This is a genomic window from Paenibacillus favisporus (assembly GCF_040545415.1).
Classification (GTDB): domain Bacteria; phylum Bacillota; class Bacilli; order Paenibacillales; family Paenibacillaceae; genus Paenibacillus_AQ; species Paenibacillus_AQ favisporus.
On record NZ_JBEPLV010000005.1, the window covers coordinates 1 to 18,931 of the forward strand.

The window sequence follows — 18,931 nt, forward strand, 5'->3', positions numbered from 1 at the left end:
AGAGCAAGCTCTCCATCAAGTCCGCTCGACTTGCATGTATTAGGCACGCCGCCAGCGTTCGTCCTGAGCCAGGATCAAACTCTCCAAGAAAGTTGATATAGCTCATTTTGAATCTGACGAGATTGATTTAATCTCAATCGCTCCGGTCATAAGACCGTCGCGTTTATACTCACTCGTTGTTCAGTTTTCAAAGATCAAACTTCGTTTCGTTACCGAAAGCTCATCGCCTCAGCAACTTTTATAGTATATCATACTCTCAGCAAGTTTGCAAGCTTTTTTTATATTTCTTTTAAAAAGCTGTGTTATCAACATTCCTGCTTTAAGAGGGCAAGAGATAATATAACACAGCCTTTAATATGAAGTCAACTATTTACGAAGAAATAATTTCGTTGATACATAACTGTCTTTGCTGAATCAGATTGATAATCTGTCCGTTGACAGAGACCATAGGCCGTGTCGGATGATTGCGGTCCGTGAAGACGATTTCTCCAATCTGATCATTGCTTAGTCGGACAACGGTGCCGTTATGAAATTCTGTTACTTTGCTGATCAATGTGCTGACGATACTTGGATCCAACTTACCAAAAGCCTCTGCATGAATTTGCTCCAGCACCAGGTACGGAGATTGGGCTTTCTGGTATACGCGATTCAGCGTCATGGCGTGGAATATATCAACGATGCCAACAATTTTCGCATAGATGTGAATCTTGCCTCCATCCAGCCGGAGAGGATACCCTGTGCCGTCTACCTTTTCATGATGCTGCAGAGCAGCCAAGCGTACGCCCTCATTAATAGCCGTTACATTTTTCAGAAGTTGATAGCCGTAGGTGGTATGTCTCTTCATCTCTTCAACTTCCTCTGCGGTAAGAGGCTGTGGCTTGTACAATACGGCCGGATCAATTTTGAAGTTACCGATATCATGGAATAAGCCTGCGAAAGCAGCTTGCATCCAATCCTTCTGCTGTAAACCGATCCATTTGGCCAGCTGATAGGATGACAACGCACAAAGGACCGCGTGGTGATAAATATAGTCATACTCGCTCATGCTTCTTGGCGAAAAGGTTAATAAATTATAGTCCTTAATCTGTGAAATAAGGGCCTCCAGTTGGCCTCTGAGTTCAAAAATCGGGATCTCTGCCGCAATAACGGAAGGGTATGTGCTTTTTACCAGCTGAATCATTCTGTCATATTCCTCTAGAAAACTGGAACGTTGGACGGTTGTGACTGAGTCCTTTCCGGCCTGAACTGAAGGGACGCTCCGCTGCGGTATCGCCGCTCTGCTGTCAACGGAGCTCTTCGTTTCCTGCTCTCCGTTGTCAACGTCAACCGACTGCACCATAAATGCACGCAGGATTTCTAGGTCTCTCGGCAGCAGTACCGTTCCCTTCTGAAGCAGCAATCCGCCCAATGGCGTGTGAACATCCTTGGATAATTTTAAACCGGGTTTGATTTCTGTAATCGATACGCTGGCCATTAATCCATTCACTCATTTCCAACTCATATGGTGGTAATATACACCAATTATATTACGGATAAGGAGGCTGTACAATTGCCTGCTTGCCACATGAAGCCAAGAAAAAAAGCATGAATCTGATGGAATCAGACTCATGCTCTTAGCGTTTGCCGTATTAACGGAATTATTCTTCGTCCGGTGCCTCATCCGAAGCATCCGTCATTTCCGGCGCAGGTGCTCCGGTGTCGTCAGGCTCCGCGCCTTCTTCCGATCCGTTGCCGACCTCTTGCCCTTCGATCAAGACTACGTCTTCATCTTCCGGATCGTCGCTCTTATCCACGCGGCATACGGTCGCTACAGAATCATCCTCACGGATGTTAATCAGCTTCACGCCCTGCGTGTAGCGTCCCATCGTGGAGATTCCCTCCATGCTGGTCCGAATCAACGTGCCACTGGTGGTAATGATCATCAGGTCTTCCTCGGACTTCACGACCTTCAGCCCAACCACCGGTCCGTTCTTGTCCGTGACGTTGATGGTTTTAATCCCCTTACCGCCCCGCGTTTGCGAACGGTAATCGCTGGCAGGGGTACGCTTGCCGTATCCCTTGGACGTTACGATCAGGACATCCAGCTCTTTATCGATGACGTCCATACCGATCACCGAGTCGCCTTCATCCAGGGTAATCCCTTTAACCCCTGTCGCTCCGCGCCCCATCGACCGCACATCATGCTCAGAGAAGCGGATGGACATGCCGTGGGCTGTACCCATGATCATTTCCTGCTTGCCATCCGTCAGCTTGACTTCAATCAAGCAGTCGTCTTCGCGCAAGTTGATCGCGATCAAGCCGCCTTTGCGGATATTCACGTAATCTTCGAGAGGCGTCTTCTTCACAACCCCGCTGCGGGTAACGAAGAACAGGTATTTGTCATCCTCAAACTCAGAGACCGGAATCACGGCATTGATCGTCTCTCCCTGTTCGATCTGAATGAGGTTAATAATCGCCGTTCCCCGGGCGGTACGGCCGAGTTCAGGAATTTCGTACGCTTTCAGGCGGTACACCTTACCCCGATCCGTGAAGAACATCAGGTAATTATGCGAGTTGGTAACGAAGAGATGCTCGACAAAGTCCTCATCCTTCATATCAAGCCCTGTCACCCCGCGTCCGCCGCGTTTCTGGCTGCGATAGGTATTGGCAGGCAGACGTTTGATGTATCCCGTATGCGTGATCGTGATAACCACTTCTTCACGCGGAATCAGGTCTTCATCCAGAATGCTCTCTTCACCAACGGTAATTTCGGTGCGGCGCTCGTCGCCGAAGCGCTCCTTGATTTCTTGAAGCTCATTCGTAATAATGTCCAGAACAAGCTCTTCATTCGCGAGAATTTCACGGTACTCAGCAATCTTCACCATAAGCTCCTGGTACTCGGCCTCAATTTTCTCGCGTTCCAAACCGGTCAGGCGCTGGAGTCTCATTTCCAGAATGGCCTGGGTTTGCTCAAGGCTTAGGCTGAAACGCTCTATCAAACGGTCACGGGCAATTTCCGTCGTTTGAGAAGAACGGATAATCGAGATGACTTCATCCAGATGGTCAAGTGCGATTCGCAAGCCTTCCAAAATATGAGCGCGGGCTTCCGCCTTTTTCAGATCATATTCGGTCCGGCGGCGGATAACTTCAATCTGGTGCTGCAAATAATAGTACAGCGCATCACGCAGCGTCAGAACCTTCGGCTCCTTGTTCACGATCGCCAGCATGTTGATGCCGAACGTGGATTGCAGTGCCGTATGTTTGTACAGATTATTCAGCATGACGCTCGGATTGACATCACGGCGCAGCTCGATGACGATTCGCATACCGGTCCGGTCGGATTCGTCCCGCAGATCGGTAATGCCCTCGAGTCTCTTCTCGCGCACGAGCTCAGCGATTTTCTCGACCAAACGCGCTTTATTGACCTGATAAGGCAGCTCGGTCACAATGATACGCGCTTTATTGTTGACTTCTTCAATCTCGGCTTTGGCCCGCATTGTGACGGATCCACGGCCAGTCTCATATGCCTGGCGGATTCCCTGCCGGCCTAAAATGAAGCCCCGGGTAGGGAAGTCAGGACCCTTGATATATTCCATCAATTCCAGTGACGTAATGTCGGGGTTCTTGATGAGCGCCTGTACACCATCAATCACTTCGCTCAAGTTATGAGGTGGAATATTGGTGGCCATACCGACCGCGATTCCTGATACCCCATTGACTAGCAGGTTCGGATAACGTGCAGGAAGCACAACCGGCTCCAGTTCCTCACCATCATAGTTTTCGGTAAAATCAATTGTCTCTTTGTTGATATCGCGCAGCATCTCGATGGCGATCTTGGAAAGACGCGCTTCGGTGTAACGCATGGCTGCTGCAAAGTCACCGTCAACGGATCCAAAGTTTCCATGGCCTTCAACAAGCATATAACGCATCGAAAAATCCTGTGCCATACGAACCATGGACTCGTATACAGCCGAGTCACCATGCGGGTGATACTTACCGATGACCTCACCCACGATCCTCGCCGATTTCTTAAATGGTTTATCCGGATACATACCGAGCTCCGACATCGCGTACAGGATACGCCGGTGAACAGGCTTCATCCCGTCCCGCACATCCGGCAAAGCCCGGGAAACAATAACGCTCATCGCATAATCCATAAAGGATTCGCGCATTTCGTCGCGTATGTCCCGATCTTTGATTTGCGAGCCTCTTTCTTCCGCCATGGTGGACCTCCTCCAATTTCTATCAAACCACTAACATGTCTTGTCAGACGATTCATTTAGTACAGCAAATAAAAAATCAATATATGAGGAAAAACGTCTATCGACGTACAGTCTTTGCAGGCTGGACCTAGCGCCCGTACTTCCGCAAAAGCTCCCATAACTTTCAGGCTCATGCAAGCCTGTTAAAGTTCAATTCCTTCTTGCCCGAGCGAACCGAAAAGCGCATAAGCGCAGGGCTGAAAAGGTGAAATCAACGGACGAGAATCCGCAAACCCACCAACCTTTATTATATTACTTTCACAAAAAGAGCACAATTAAACGTTTGAGCGCCGCTGGCTCCGCAGCTGCCCAAGTTCCGCTTCTCTAGGGATTCGCCCGGCCTTCTGTGCCTTTTCCACATATACTGGTAGGGCAATAGGGACGCCTAGTGCTGTTTTGAGCAAACAAAACACCACATCTTTATATTATACCATTGTTTTGCTTGCTTGTCCTATGTTTTACGCCTGTGAACCGCGGAGAAGAAGCTCCGGCCGACAAGCACATAACAAGGCCAATCACGTAGAAAGGATGATATTTCTTGGCGATTCAACGTGTTGCAAGCAAATGGGCGAAAACCCAGGTCCTTTTACAGAATCAACAGGTATCTCCTTACATTCCCTTAACGCAAAAATATACACGCGCTACGCTGGGTAATATGCTTGAAAACACACCTCTTGTATACATTAAGCCGGACCGCGGCACATACGGCAACGGGGTCATGAACGTACAGCGGCACGGTGAACCTGACGTTCCAGCTGGCGAGCAGCCCACCGAGGGTCCTCCCCACACTGGAGTGGAATATACCTTGCGCTACGGCATACGCTCCGAGACGTACGCGAACCTTGATGCGCTGCATCTAGCCATTCTCAGACACACAAGAGGAAAGTTTTATATTATTCAACAGGGAATCGTGACTTTGAAGTACGAGGAGCGCCAGTTTGATCTGAGAATTCTGACCCAAAAAACACCCTACCGTAATTGGGAGACGACAGGCATCATCGGCCGGGTGGCCGCTAAGGACATGATCATCACGAACTACCACGGTGGAGGTTCCGTACGCCTGCTGAACGAACTGCTCGAGGGGAACGTAAGCCCTGAAGAAGCCCCTCACTTGGAACGAAAGCTGTATGAGCTGGGTGTAGCCACTGCACAGCAGCTGCAGACCAAATTCCCCGGTATCAAGGAGATTGGCCTCGACGTAGCCATCGACGAGCAGCTCAACCCCTGGATCCTTGAAGTGAATACGCTCCCGGCCATCTTTCCGTTTAAAAAGTTCTTCAAGGATAAAAGCATTTACCGCCGCATAGAACGGTATGCGATCAACTATGGGAGGCTCCCCGGCAGAAGTAAACGAAGAGGCAGCTATTAACAAAAACAAGAGAAGCTCCGGTTCCGGAAACTTCTCTTGTTTTGTCTGTCTATATCATCTTGGGCTGGACTCACCAACAAGTTAAGGTGGGTTTCAAGCTTAAATGTCCAAATTTTTAACGGTTTTTGCGTGTTCGTGAATAAAATCACGCCGCGGCTCAACGCTGTCACCCATTAGGGTGTCGAAAATAAGGTCTGCCTGCATGGCGTCTTCAATCGTCACCTGCAGCATGGTGCGGCTCTCCGGATCCATGGTTGTCTCCCACAGCTGTTCCGGATTCATCTCTCCCAGACCTTTATACCGCTGGATATTAATTTTGGCTCCCTCTCCGAACTCAGCGATGATTTCATCGCGCTCCTTCTCGGAACCGGCATAACGGATCGTCTTATTGCGCTCAATTTTGAAGAGCGGCGGCTGCGCGATGTATACGTATCCCGCTTCCAGCAGCTGGCGCATGTACCGGTAGAAGAAGGTCAGCAGCAGTGTGCGAATGTGCGCGCCGTCGACATCGGCATCGGTCATGATAATGAGCTTGTGATACCGGGCTTTGCTGAGGTCGAAGTCTTCGTCGCCAATGCCCGTACCCATCGCCGTTACGATCGCCCGGATCTCCAAATTAGACAAAATGCGGTCGAGACGCGCCTTCTCAACGTTCAGGATTTTACCGCGGATCGGCAAAATCGCCTGGAAATGCCGATCGCGTCCCTGCTTGGCGGATCCGCCGGCAGAGTCCCCTTCGACGATGTACAGCTCGCAAATGGACGCATCCTTCGAGGAGCAGTCCGCCAGCTTGCCGGGGAGGGCGCTGACTTCTAGCGCACTCTTGCGGCGCGTCAACTCACGGGCTTTACGTGCAGCTTCGCGCGCACGGGATGCCTGCAGCGCCTTTTCCAAGATCCGCCGGGATACGGCAGGATTCTCTTCAAGGAACTCGGACAGCTTCTCGGAGAAGAGGGATTCCACGATGCCGCGGACTTCACTGTTGCCGAGTTTCGTTTTCGTCTGGCCTTCGAACTGCGGCTCCGGAATTTTGACCGAAATGATGGCTGTCAGGCCCTCGCGCACATCGTCGCCGGACAGATTGGAGCCGTCTTTGACGAGGCCGCTCTTGCGGCAATATTCGTTAATAATCCGGGTCAAGGCGCTCTTGAAGCCGGATTCGTGGGTTCCACCCTCATGCGTATTGATATTGTTGGCAAAAGAATAAATGTTCTCGGTGTAGCTCTCGTTGTACTGCAGCGCGATCTCTGCTTGAATGTTGTCACGCGAGCCCTCTACATAGATCGGCTCTTCATGAAGAACTTCCTTTTTCTCATTCAGGAACTTGACGTACTCGATAATACCGCCCTCGTACTTGAAGTAGTTGGAAGCCCCTGTGCGCTCATCCGTCAGCGTCAGAGCAATGCCTTTGTTCAAAAAGGCCAGCTCGCGAATCCGCGTCAGGAGAGTATTGTAGTCATATTCCGTAGTCTCCGTGAAAATTTCCGGATCCGGCAGGAAGGTAACAGTCGTACCGTGCTCGTCGGTATCCCCGACAACTTTGACGTCATATTGGGGCACGCCGCGCCGGTATTCCTGCTGATAAATATGACCATTCAGCCTAACTTGGACAACGACCTTGGTGGACAATGCGTTAACGACGGATACGCCCACGCCGTGCAGGCCACCGGATACCTTATATCCCCCGCCGCCGAACTTACCACCGGCATGAAGCACGGTCATAACGACTTCAAGCGTCGATTTTTTCAGTTTCTCGTTCTCACCAACCGGAATACCGCGCCCGTTGTCGACAACCGTGATGCTGTTATCCTTGTGGACAATGACTTCGATATGGTCGCATACGCCCGCCATCGCCTCGTCGATACTGTTGTCCACCACTTCCCAGACCAGGTGATGGAGTCCTTTGACGCTGGTCGATCCGATATACATGCCCGGCCGTTTGCGGACGGCTTCCAGACCCTCCAGAACCTGAATCTGACTCTCATCATATTGCGGTTGATTCATAGACATGCCTGTCACCTACTTCTATATATTCTACGTTTGCTGATTGGAGTGTACCTGCGTTCACAGTGTCCTAAGCGTTGGCGAAGAAAACATTCGCCCGCTTCTTAAGCGTGGATGAGGAAATTGGAGAGTAATAGACGGTGCTCTTCGTCACGACGATGGATTTGGCTTCCTCTTCGCCAATGTACTCCACGTTCTTTTCCTGCCGGGCATGGCTTACAAACTGCTTGGATATTTTGGAGGATTTCTCGATCGAAATGTCAAAGATCGCAACCAGCTCTGCAGAACGGATGATTTTTTCACCGCCCAGATGGATATACATAACCATTCCCCATTCCTTAAGAGTTGACCTGTCCCGCATGAACATGATAGATGTTCGCGTTCTTCAGTTTATCGGCATTCAAACTTTCGATTCCCGTCGCCGTGATAAAGGTCTGAACTTTGCTCTGAAAAGTCTCAATCAATTGTGTTTGCCGGTAAGGATCAAGCTCGGACAGCACATCATCCAGCAAGAGCACCGGATACTCTCCGATCTCCTCCTGGATCAGTTCGATTTCAGCCAGTTTAAGAGACAGAGCGGTCGTTCTCTGCTGTCCCTGTGAACCGTACGTATGAACTTCCTTGCCGTTAATGAAAAAGGCCATGTCGTCGCGGTGAGGCCCGGCAAGGGTCATTCCGCGGCGCACTTCTTGATCCTTCACTTGTGATAACTTTAACATAAATTGTTCAAAAAGATAAGCTTCATCTTCCTCCTCGGCGTCGCCAAACGACGGCTGATAGACAAGCTTCAGCGATTCCCCGCCGCTTGTGATGCCTTGGTGGATCGTTTCCGCCCACTTCTGCAGCTTTATTATGAATTGTTTCCTCTTTTTGATGATTTTAACACCGTGCTCCACGAGCTGCTGATCCCAGATTTCCAGCATGCCCGGCTTCACGCTGTCTTTCCCCCACATCTGTTTCAACAGGTTGTTCCGCTGGTTAAGAACTTTCTGGTACTGCTGCAAATGATAGAGATATCCCGGTTGGACCTGGCCGATCTCCATATCAAGGAACCGCCGGCGGATGCCCGGTGTGCCTTTCACAATTTCCAAATCTTCCGGGGCAAACATCACCACGTTCAGCGCACCGATAAAATCGCTCAGCTTCCGCTGCTCGAGTCCGTTAATCTTCGCCTTCTTCCCCTGTGGGGACATCGTCAAATCGAGGGTAAGCGGACCGTACTTCTTATCCACAACCGCGGACAGATGCGCGCTTCCTCCTTCAAACGAAATCAGCTCCCGATCTTTGGAGGTCCGGTGACTTTTGGTTAATGCCAACACAAAAATAGCCTCCAGCAAATTGGTTTTGCCTTGGGCATTTTGTCCGATCAGCAGATTTACGTCTCCAAAAGAATCCAGCTGCAGCTTCTCGTAGTTGCGATAATGCTGCAGACTGATATTTTTAACAAACACGCCTTATCCTCCCCATCTTCGCCGGCCGCCGCAGACAGCAGCGGCCTGGGGGCACTTTATGCCTCTTGTGCTACCACAAATTCGCCGCAGTCCGTCACTTTGACCTGATCGCCCGGATACAGCTTCCGCCCCCGGCGGTCTTCCGGCTCCCCGTTTACGGTCACCATGTTCTCCGACAGCAGAGCTTTGGCCATTCCCCCTGTGGATACGCAGTTGGCGAGCTTCAGAAATTGATCAAGCTTAATATATTCACTGTGGATAACTATTTTGTTCATCAGGAATCCTTTCGCTGTGGACAAGTTTTGCTTTAGTTGGTGGTCCGGTACGGAAGAATAACGTACAGGCTTTGGCTGTCATCCACCGGCTTCAGAATGATCGGGCTCATGATGCCGGTAAAGGCAATTTTGAGCTGCTCGCTTTCCACCACTTTCAGCACGTCCAGCATATATTTCGAGTTAAACGAGATTTTCAGAGGTTCCCCTTTAAAATCAATCACGTCCAGCTCTTCGCGCACTTTACCGAGTTCCGACGAGCTGGAAGAAATTTCGATACCGCCATGCTCCATCGTCTGCAGGCGTACGATATTCGTCTTCTCCTCTCTAGAGAGCAAATAAGCGCGGTCGATCGACTCGCTTAATTTTTTTGTGTCCAAAACCAGTTCTGTTTTGTAGTTTGTCGGAATAATCCTAGAAGTATCCGGATAAATGCCGTCCAGGATGCGGGAATAGAACAGGACCCGGTCGATCTTGAACAGCACCTGGTTGTCGGCCACGACGATATCGACCAGCGTATTCTGGTCGGGAATGATCTTGCTCAGCTCGTTCAGCGTCTTACCGGCAATAACGACATTATGAAACTTCACTTCGTCGGCCCCTTCCAAATGAGCGGAGCGGGTGGCCAGGCGGTGTCGGTCGGTAGCGGTAAACTTCAGCTCGTTTTGATCCAGGTTCCACAGAACCCCCGTCAGGATCGGTGTCGTCTCATGCGTGGAAATGGAAAAACCGGTTTGGCGGATCATGTTTTTGAGCAGCGCTCCAGGCAGGGAAACCGTTTGGTTCCCCTCGATATCAGGCAGTACCGGGAATTCTTCCGGATCCAGTCCGACCATCTGAATTTCGGTGGCTCCCGAGGAAATAAAGGTTTGGAACTGGTCTTTGACCTCCATTTGAATTTCCTGAGAAGGCAGCTTCTTGATAATTTCCACGAAGAATTTGGCTGGCAGCACGACGCTGCCCGGTTGTTCGACCGTGACGATAGTGCGTTCGCTATCCTCCACCGGAATAAAGGACTGAATGGAAATATCGGTGTCGCTCGCTGTGAGGGTAACACCCGAATGATTCACGTCCAGCTTGATGCCGGACAAGATCGGAATGGTGGTTCGGCTCGATATCGCCTTGGATACGTGCTGGATGGATTCGTTAAGAACGTTTTTAAGGATGCTGATTTTCATAGTTTCACTCCTAGCAGGAAATTCGGATTGCAAGACTACTCCGGTATGCCGGCTGCGTGCAGCCTATTTATGAATATTATTTTATTTAAATAATATAGTAATAGCAGTAGGCGCACTGAATTTGTGGATAAGTTCAAAAACCTCAATAAAATCAAGCCTATTCACATGTGTATAGATTGTGCATAGGCTTTGAACTTGTTCAGGTTGGATTTTTGATTTTTTCCGTGATGTTATTGATGACTTTGAACAGATCCTGGTCCTCTTTCAGAGACTGGGATATTTTCTCGTGGGCATGGATGACGGTCGTATGGTCTCTTCCCCCGAAAGCCTCGCCGATTTTGGGAAGCGAGAAATCCGTCAGTTCCCTGGATAAGTACATGGCGATCTGTCTTGGAAAAGCGACGGCCTTAGTCCGTTTCCGCGCTTTGAAATCCTCAAGCTTCAGGTTGTAGTACTCCCCGACCTTCTGCTGAATGTCCTGAATGGTGATCATCTTCGGTCTGCTGGACGGGATGATATCCTTCAACGCTTCGGCAGCCAGATGCGTGGTCACGTCTTGATTGGTCAGCGATGAATAGGCGACGACGCGAATCAGCGCCCCTTCCAGCTCCCTGATGTTCGTGTCGATCTGATTGGCGATGTACATCATCGCTTCATTCGGAATATCGAGATTCTCTGCCTTGGCCTTCTTCCGCAGGATTGCGATCCGCGTCTCCAAGTCCGGCGGCTGGATATCCGTAATCAGCCCCCATTCAAAGCGCGAGCGCAGCCGATCCTCCAGCGTCGGAATTTCCTTGGGCGGCCGGTCGCTTGAGATGATGATCTGCTTCTGTTCCTCATGCAGGGCGTTGAACGTATGGAAAAATTCCTCCTGTGTCGACTCCTTGCCCGCCAGAAACTGAATATCGTCAATCAGCAAAATATCAACGTTCCGATACTTGTTGCGGAAACTCTCGGCCCGGTTGTCACGGATGGAGTTGATGAATTCATTCGTAAATTTCTCGGAAGAGATATATACGACCCGGCTGGCGGGATTGTGCTCCAAAATGTAGTGTCCGATCGCATGCATCAAGTGAGTTTTGCCAAGCCCTACCCCTCCATACAAAAACAAAGGGTTGTATGCCTTTGCCGGCGCTTCCGCGACAGCCAAAGAGGCCGCGTGAGCAAACCGGTTGCCCGAACCGATGACGAAGGTGTCAAATGTATATTTCGGGTTAAGCATATGGGTTAGAGCCTCGTCAGGGGTCGCCTGAGGCATGGGCGCGGGCTGCTGTGGAGTGAGTTCGGCAGGCTTGTTCTCCTCAATAACGAATTTCACGTCAACCTGCTTCCCCAACACTTCATAGATGGTGGAGCTAACGAGTTTTGTGTAGCGGCTTTCCAGCCATTCGACAGCAAATGTGGTTGGAGCGGAAATTACGATGGAATGCTCGCTCATTTGTATCGCTTTGGTTGCTTTAAACCAGGTGTCAAAACTCGGCTTGCTGAGCTTGGTATGAATAATTGATAGGATTTGCTGCCATAATTCGGAAGTATGGCTGTCCACAGACTGTCACTCCTTTAAATCTTCCAAATGTGGCTGGGATCGAGCCATGAGTGGAAATGTCGAAAAAAGATGAATGGTGCAGAATATATCCCCAGTTTCAAAAACGGGGGAAAATAAAAAAAGTGGACAAATTGAAATTGTTCACAAGTTTATCCACAGCTTGTTGATAATATATGGGGTGAAATCACATATTCACATCCAAAAACAATATAATCATAGCAAAAGAACGCCCGTTTATCAATGAAATGGCTGAAATTATCCACAAATTCAATAAGTTGTGTATAATTTTTATTCACACCACTATATATTGTTTATAACGTGTTTAATTTTCGACAGCATCTCCCAAAATAAAAAATCAGTTGTGCACAGGTTATGCCGGATCTTAGAATTTTATTGCGAACGATGTGAACAAGTGGATAAATCCGAATTGTGGATTTTTCAGGTTTGTTGGGCCGGGGGCTGTGGAAAACTCGGATGGCTGGATTTTAAAATGAGATGATATGGTTTTAGCGAAATGCAATCGAATGAAGTGAATGCCAGGAGAAAGTGTCCACAGAACCGAGGCTGGGAGAGAGAGGGAGCGTTTAATGAAACTGCTGCTGAAAATGAAGATGAAGCGGTGAAGCTGGCGTTCCAGATCAGATGGATCGAGAAATGGGAGAGGGAAGCAGTAAAAAGAAGGAGAAGAGCGATCGCAGGGATTCAAATTCCGGAAAGTGGAGGAGCAGGTTTGAGTTGACTTTTGGGCCTGTTCATGATTAAATGTATAAAGGCATTTTCTGTGTTGAATGAAAATGAATATTTAACCATAAAGGTTATGAAATCCTGTAAGGGGGTGTGCAATACATGAGACCTACATTTAAACCGAATGTAAGCAAGCGCAAAAAGGTGCATGGTTTCCGGAAAAGAATGAGCACGAAAAACGGCCGCAAAGTGCTGGCAGCTCGTCGCCAGAAGGGCAGAAAAGTACTGAGCGCGTAAATTTCGTACATGAAGACCACCGAGGTGGTCTTTTTTTCATAAGAAAACGTCTATCGGCGCACAAAAATGAGTCTTTCCTTTCATTTCTATAGATTTTTTCAAGAAAAAGAGGGAGAAGCGGACCTTTCGCCGAGTAGAAGATGTAGATACGTCCCGATCCCGATGAAATGAAAGAGGACGGGCCGTGCTCAGAGAAGTGCTCACGGTTCTCATTGTGGTTTATATCGCACAATTGATGACCATACTAGGAAGTGGAATATCGCTATATATTATATGAAGCAAAATTTCGAGTGCTGATATTTTTGAAGGAAAGGCCGCTGTACATCGGGATGGCGGGCAGCAAGCAGGGGATATTCGTGCATAAAAGTTTACGTTTACGAAACCGGGCTGACTTCAGCCGCGTATATAGGCATGGGAAGTCATTTGCCAATTACCAATTCGTCGTGTATTGGTTCCGCAAAAAAGAGGTAGAGAAGTTCCGCGTCGGCATATCCGTCAGCAAGAAAGTCGGCAACGCCGTTGTACGCAACCGGATGCGAAGACTGGTCAAGGAGATTATGCGCCACCATGAAGACAAGCTGATCGAGCATGTCGATCTTGTATTTATTGTAAGAAAAGGCGCCGTCGAAATGTCCTATAAAGACCTTGAAAAAAGCGTTCTGCATGTGCTGCGGAAAGCGTCGCTGCTGAAGCCGCCGGGGCGCTGAATGCTGGTTTCTTTGTCCAATTAATTATGGTATGATTTACGGTGAATGGAAGCGTTAAGAGAGGGGTTATGAAGTGTCGCTACTTAAGACTAGCCGAGGCAGGAAATGGATCCTCCTCATCGCTGTGATGATGCTCGCAGTGGTTGTTTTAGCTGGGTGCGGAACAGGCAACACTGTGACGCATACTACAGAAGAAATGAAGGAAGGCGGCTTTTGGCAGGCTAACGTCGTTTATTATTTCTCGCTCGCATTAGATACGTTCGCCGGTTGGTTTGGCGGAGCTTACGGCTTAGCCGTTCTCGTGATGGTGATTATCGTCCGTACGATTATTCTGCCGTTGTCCATTAAGCAGGTTAGAAGTTCCAAGGCGATGCAAGCGATTCAGCCTGAACTTGCAAAGATAAAAGAGAAGTATAAGGATCAGCCGGAGAAACAGCAGCAGGAAACGATGAAGCTGTTTCAGGAGAACAGGGTTAATCCGATGGCGGGATGTCTGCCGCTGATTATCCAAATGCCGGTTTTTATCGCACTCTATAATTCCATCGTGTACAACTCGCATCTTCGTGACCACTCGTTCCTGTGGCTCCAATTGGGTAAGCCGGACCATACGTTCATCCTGCCGCTGCTGGCCGCTGCAACGACATTCCTGCAGTCCCGCATGATGTTGAAGATGAACCCGAGCCCGCAGCAGGGTGCCATGCAATTTATGATGCTGGTGTATCCGGTTTTGATTTTCTTCATGTCTTACCAGTTCCCATCCGCATTGCCGCTGTACTGGATTTACAGTAACCTGTACACTATTATCCAGAACTACTTCCTGTATCGTAACAACAATACGACTGCGAACGTAGCTGCCGTTTCTTCTGCTGGAGGAAATGCAAATGCCAAGTCTGGCAACAAAGGTAGCAGCAACAAAGGCGGTAAAGGAAATAACAAAGGGAAGAAGGGGGCAAAAAAATCTAAATGAGCAAAGTCGTCGCTTCAGGAAAAACCGTTGAAGATGCTGTAAACCAAGGGCTGGCCCAGCTTGGGGTAAGCCGCGATCGGGTCACGGTCCAAATCGTATCGCAGCCGTCAAAAGGATTCCTGGGACTGATCGGTGTCAAGGAAGCAAAGGTGGAACTTACACTGCTGCCTGAGCCCGCACCGGAACCAGTGGAGACGGCGAAACCTTTGCCACTAGATTTACTTGAACCCGAAGCTTCCTTAGAGGAAGAAGAGAAGGACCCTTACGAAACGGCTGCCGAGTTTATCATTGACGTCGGAAAGAGCATGGGGCTGGATGTGAGCGTTGAAATCCAGCACGCGAGGGATGCTACGACACTTCATATTTTCGGTCCCGATTTGGGACTGATCATCGGCAGAAGAGGACAAACCCTCGACGCCTTGCAGTATTTGGCTAACATTGTGGCGAACCGGGTGTCAAGCAGTTACGTGCGGCTTGTGCTCGATGCCGAGAACTTCCGGGAGCGCCGGAAGAAAACGCTGGAGGATTTGGCCGACCGGTTGGCGGGACGGGTGATTCGGACCCATAAAGAGGTCGTTCTTGAACCGATGTCCCCGCAGGAGCGGAAGGTGATCCACTCTAAGCTGCAGGATCATCCGCAGGTGAAGACCTACAGTAAAGGGGAAGAGCCCAACCGGCGCGTAGTCATTACGATAAAGTAAAGAGAGAACTGTACAATGACTTTATTGAGCTTACCTTTAGCTTATGAAGTCATTGTTTTTTTTGAATCTTGAATGGGGTCACCGGGAGGCGCCGGGTCCAGGCGTCGCAGGTCTTGATACGTCTTGTTATGGCAACAATAGAGCTAACAGAAACGGATGAACGTTTAATATAGAAAAAAGAGGTGATAGCCTTGCTTACAGATACAATCGCAGCGATATCGACAGCTGTAGGGGAAGCGGGAATCGCCGTTATCCGCGTGAGCGGACCGGACTCGATTTCTGAGGTCGAACGGATTTTTCACAGCAAAACGGCGTTAACGAAGGCGGAGTCGCATACGGTTCATTATGGGCATATCGTCGACCCGGACACCCAGGAGCGGGTGGAGGAGGTGCTTGTCACCGTGATGCGGGCGCCGCGGTCTTTTACCACGGAAGATGTGGTGGAGATCAGCACGCACGGCGGCGTGATTTCGGTCAAACGGGTGATGGATCTGCTGCTGCAGCTGGAGATCCGTCTGGCCGAGCCGGGCGAGTTCACCAAGCGGGCCTTTTTGAACGGCCGGATCGACCTTTCCCAGGCCGAAGCGGTAATCGACCTGATCCGGTCCAAGTCGGACCGTGCCTTCTCGATCGCATTGAAGCAGGTAGAGGGATCTTTGTCCCAGAAAATCGGGGAGCTGCGCCACACCTTGGTGGAAACGATGGCTCACATCGAAGTCAATATCGATTACCCGGAGCATGATGTGGAATCGCTGACGGCAGAGTTCATTAAGCAGAAAAGCAGCGAAGTTATGGAAGGTATCCAAAAGCTGCTGAAGACCGCCGAAGAAGGGAAGATTTTACGCGAGGGCATCACCACGGCGATTGTCGGACGTCCAAACGTGGGCAAGTCTTCGCTGTTGAATGCGCTGGCGCATACGAACCGTGCCATTGTGACCGATATTCCAGGCACGACGCGGGATGTCATCGAGGAGTTCGTCACGATCAATAACATTCCGCTCAAGCTGCTGGACACGGCAGGAATTCGGGAAACGATGGACGTCGTGGAGAAAATCGGTGTGGAGCGCTCGAAGCATGCGGTCACAGAAGCCGATCTCATCCTGCTCGTGCTGAATGCAAGCGAACCGCTGCATGAGGACGAACTGGAATTAATGGAACAAATCCGTGGTAGACAATCCATCGTCATTATGAATAAAATGGACTTACCTTCGCAATTGGACAGGGATCTGCTGTCCAGGTACTATCCGGATGAATTGATCGTCCCAATGTCGGTGATGACCGAAGAGGGGATCGATCTTTTGGAAAAGGCGATTTCATCGCTCTTTTTCAGCGGGAAGCTGGAGTCGGGCGATCTGACTTATGTCAGCAACGTCCGGCATATCGCTCTCCTTAAAAAGGCGTACAAATCGCTTCAGGATGCCTACGAAGCGGCGGATCAATTCATTCCGATCGACATGATCCAGATCGATGTCCGTCTTGCTTGGGAACAGCTTGGTGAGATCACAGGCGATACGGCGGCCGAAACGCTGCTGGATCAAATTTTCTCCCAGTTCTGTTTAGGTAAATAAGTCGTTCGTTCATATAGATTCATGTATTTATTTTCAGAAAAATAAAGGAGGTTTGTCCGATGAGTTATGATGGAGGCAGCTATGATGTTATCGTCATCGGCGCAGGTCATGCCGGCTGTGAAGCGGCTTTGGCCGCAGCGCGGATGGGCTGCAATACACTGATGATTACCATCAATCTGGACATGGTCGCATTTATGCCGTGCAACCCTTCGATCGGGGGACCGGCCAAAGGGCATGTCGTCCGTGAAATCGATGCGCTGGGCGGCGAAATGGGCCGTAATATTGATAAAACGTTTATCCAAATGCGGATGCTGAACACAGGGAAGGGGCCGGCGGTGCATGCGCTGCGTGCGCAAGCCGACAAGTTCCTGTATCAACAAACGATGAAGGAAACGATGGAGAAAGAACCGAACCTGACGATGCGTCAAGGCATGGTGGAACAGCTGATTGTTGAAGACGGCGTCTGCGTCGGCGTGGTGACGAAAACCGGCACCTCGTACCGTGCAAAATCTACGGTGCTGACTACCGGCACGTATCTTCGCGGTAAAGTCATTATGGGTGAGCTGACCTACGAAAGCGGTCCGAACAACCAACAGCCTTCGGTGAAGCTGGCGGAAAATCTGCGCGAGCTGGGCTTCGATCTCGTTCGCTTCAAGACCGGCACGCCCCCGCGTGTACACAAGTCCACCATTGACTTTTCAAAGACCGAAATTCAACCGGGTGATGAGAAACCTAAATTTTTCTCTTATGAAACAGAGTCTTCCGATAATGAGCAGCTTCCTTGCTGGCTGACGTATACTTCGGTGGAAACCCACCGCATTATTAACGAGAACCTGCACCGTGCGCCGATGTTCTCCGGTATTATTGAAGGAACAGGACCACGTTACTGCCCGTCGATTGAGGATAAGATCGTGCGCTTCAGCGACAAGCCGAAGCATCAAATTTTCCTCGAGCCGGAAGGCAAGAACACCTCTGAATATTATGTCCAAGGGCTGTCCACCAGTATGCCTGAAGACGTTCAGCTGGCGATGCTGCGCAGTATCCCTGGCTTGGAAAAGGTTGAAATGATGCGCAACGGTTATGCGATTGAATATGACGCTATGGTGCCGACGCAGCTGTGGCCGTCTCTGGAAACGAAGAAGATGCCGGGCTTGTTCACCGCCGGTCAAATTAACGGAACCTCCGGTTACGAAGAAGCTGCAGGTCAAGGCATCATGGCCGGCATTAACGCCGCGCGCAAAGTACAGGGCAAGGAACCGGTCATTCTGGACCGTTCGCAAGGCTATATCGGAGTTCTGATCGACGACCTCGTGACGAAGGGTACCAACGAGCCTTACCGTCTGCTGACTTCCCGTGCGGAATACAGACTGCTGCTTCGCCATGACAATGCCGATCTGCGGTTGACGCCGGTGGGGCATGAAATCGGTCTGATCTCGGAGGAACGGTTCGCGAAGTTTTTGGATAAGAAGGAAAAGGTGGAGCTGGAAATCGAACGCTTACGTTCAACGAAGGTGGGTCCTTCCCATGTGAATGCACTGTTGGAATCGATCGGTTCCGCCCCGATTCAGGATGGCAGCAACCTGCTGACCATTCTACGCCGTCCAGAAGTAACCCACAGCCATATTGAACAAATTTCACCTTCGCCATATGAACTAACGGAAGAAATGAAGGAGCAGGTGGAAATTCAAATCAAGTATGCAGGGTATATCGAAAAGCAGCTGATCCATGTGGAACGTCTGCAAAAGATGGATAAGAAGAAGATTCCGGAATCGATCGACTATAACGATGTTCAAGGTATCGCCATCGAGGCTCGTCAAAAGCTCAGCAGCATCCGTCCGATTTCGATCGGTCAAGCTTCACGCATTTCCGGCGTGACGCCGGCGGATATCTCGATTCTGCTGGTATATCTGGAACACTATAATCGCGTTACAGCGGCAAGAGGTTAA

The 18,931-nt window shown here is 49.9% G+C and carries 16 protein-coding genes and 1 rRNA gene; 8 read left to right on the forward strand and 9 right to left on the reverse strand.

Features of this window, described 5'->3' with window-relative positions:
• The 3 genes from ABID47_RS21410 to gyrA form a co-directional block, all read right to left on the reverse strand.
• Positions 1–90: ribosomal RNA gene (locus tag ABID47_RS21410) — 16S ribosomal RNA — on the reverse strand; the annotation flags it as partial.
• A 280-nt stretch (positions 91–370) separates the two neighbouring features.
• The gene (locus ABID47_RS21415) at positions 371–1,474 is read right to left on the reverse strand and encodes an HD-GYP domain-containing protein (RefSeq protein WP_354499744.1); all 1,104 of its coding nucleotides are present in this window, start codon (positions 1,472–1,474) and stop codon (positions 371–373) included.
• A 163-nt stretch (positions 1,475–1,637) separates the two neighbouring features.
• Positions 1,638–4,202 (reverse strand): DNA gyrase subunit A, encoded by a 2,565-nt coding sequence (gyrA, locus tag ABID47_RS21420; protein WP_116233175.1) that lies wholly within the window; start codon positions 4,200–4,202, stop codon positions 1,638–1,640.
• 577 nt (positions 4,203–4,779) lie between these two features.
• On the opposite strand from gyrA, the gene ABID47_RS21425 reads away from it, so the two are divergent.
• Positions 4,780–5,610, forward strand: coding sequence for a YheC/YheD family protein (locus ABID47_RS21425; protein ID WP_354499746.1), 831 nt, complete (start codon positions 4,780–4,782; stop codon positions 5,608–5,610).
• Between the two features lie 99 nt (positions 5,611–5,709).
• Here ABID47_RS21425 and gyrB read toward each other — a convergent pair whose 3' ends face one another.
• The 6 genes from gyrB to dnaA all read right to left on the reverse strand — a co-directional run bounded on the left by gyrB (position 5,710) and on the right by dnaA (position 12,061).
• Entirely contained in the window at positions 5,710–7,620 is a 1,911-nt protein-coding gene (gene gyrB / locus ABID47_RS21430; protein WP_116233177.1) for a DNA topoisomerase (ATP-hydrolyzing) subunit B, read from the reverse strand.
• 64 nt (positions 7,621–7,684) lie between these two features.
• Positions 7,685–7,936, reverse strand: coding sequence for an extracellular matrix regulator RemB (remB, locus tag ABID47_RS21435; RefSeq protein WP_076172512.1), 252 nt, complete (start codon positions 7,934–7,936; stop codon positions 7,685–7,687).
• Between the two features lie 16 nt (positions 7,937–7,952).
• Complete coding sequence (gene recF, locus ABID47_RS21440) at positions 7,953–9,065, reverse strand: DNA replication/repair protein RecF (protein WP_116233178.1); 1,113 nt, start codon at positions 9,063–9,065, stop codon at positions 7,953–7,955.
• 56 nt (positions 9,066–9,121) lie between these two features.
• A complete protein-coding gene (gene yaaA / locus ABID47_RS21445; protein ID WP_354499749.1) occupies positions 9,122–9,340 on the reverse strand; it encodes a S4 domain-containing protein YaaA in 219 nt (72 codons plus the stop codon).
• Positions 9,341–9,372: 32 nt separating this feature from the next.
• Positions 9,373–10,515 (reverse strand): DNA polymerase III subunit beta, encoded by a 1,143-nt coding sequence (gene dnaN / locus ABID47_RS21450; protein WP_105445360.1) that lies wholly within the window; start codon positions 10,513–10,515, stop codon positions 9,373–9,375.
• A 199-nt stretch (positions 10,516–10,714) separates the two neighbouring features.
• A complete protein-coding gene (gene dnaA / locus ABID47_RS21455) occupies positions 10,715–12,061 on the reverse strand; it encodes a chromosomal replication initiator protein DnaA (protein ID WP_076172504.1) in 1,347 nt (448 codons plus the stop codon).
• Positions 12,062–12,575: 514 nt separating this feature from the next.
• On the opposite strand from dnaA, the gene ABID47_RS21460 reads away from it, so the two are divergent.
• The 7 genes from ABID47_RS21460 (at position 12,576) to mnmG (ending at position 18,931) form a co-directional block, all read left to right on the forward strand.
• Positions 12,576–12,800 carry a hypothetical protein gene (locus ABID47_RS21460; protein WP_354499752.1) on the forward strand — a complete coding sequence of 75 codons (225 nt, stop codon included), beginning with the start codon at positions 12,576–12,578 and terminating at the stop codon, positions 12,798–12,800.
• 107 nt (positions 12,801–12,907) lie between these two features.
• Entirely contained in the window at positions 12,908–13,042 is a 135-nt protein-coding gene (gene rpmH / locus ABID47_RS21465) for a 50S ribosomal protein L34 (RefSeq protein ID WP_068778604.1), read from the forward strand.
• A 356-nt stretch (positions 13,043–13,398) separates the two neighbouring features.
• Positions 13,399–13,749 (forward strand): ribonuclease P protein component, encoded by a 351-nt coding sequence (rnpA, locus tag ABID47_RS21470; RefSeq protein WP_076172607.1) that lies wholly within the window; start codon positions 13,399–13,401, stop codon positions 13,747–13,749.
• A gap of 73 nt (positions 13,750–13,822) precedes the next feature.
• On the forward strand, positions 13,823–14,716 hold the full coding sequence (locus ABID47_RS21475) for a YidC/Oxa1 family membrane protein insertase (RefSeq protein ID WP_116233181.1): 894 nt from the start codon (positions 13,823–13,825) through the stop codon (positions 14,714–14,716).
• Positions 14,713–15,417, forward strand: coding sequence for an RNA-binding cell elongation regulator Jag/EloR (gene jag, locus ABID47_RS21480; RefSeq protein ID WP_251678506.1), 705 nt, complete (start codon positions 14,713–14,715; stop codon positions 15,415–15,417). Before ABID47_RS21475 ends, jag begins: the two co-directional genes overlap by 4 nt.
• A gap of 191 nt (positions 15,418–15,608) precedes the next feature.
• A complete protein-coding gene (gene mnmE / locus ABID47_RS21485) occupies positions 15,609–16,985 on the forward strand; it encodes a tRNA uridine-5-carboxymethylaminomethyl(34) synthesis GTPase MnmE (protein ID WP_105445365.1) in 1,377 nt (458 codons plus the stop codon).
• Positions 16,986–17,044: 59 nt separating this feature from the next.
• Positions 17,045–18,931 carry a tRNA uridine-5-carboxymethylaminomethyl(34) synthesis enzyme MnmG gene (gene mnmG, locus ABID47_RS21490; protein WP_076172498.1) on the forward strand — a complete coding sequence of 629 codons (1,887 nt, stop codon included), beginning with the start codon at positions 17,045–17,047 and terminating at the stop codon, positions 18,929–18,931.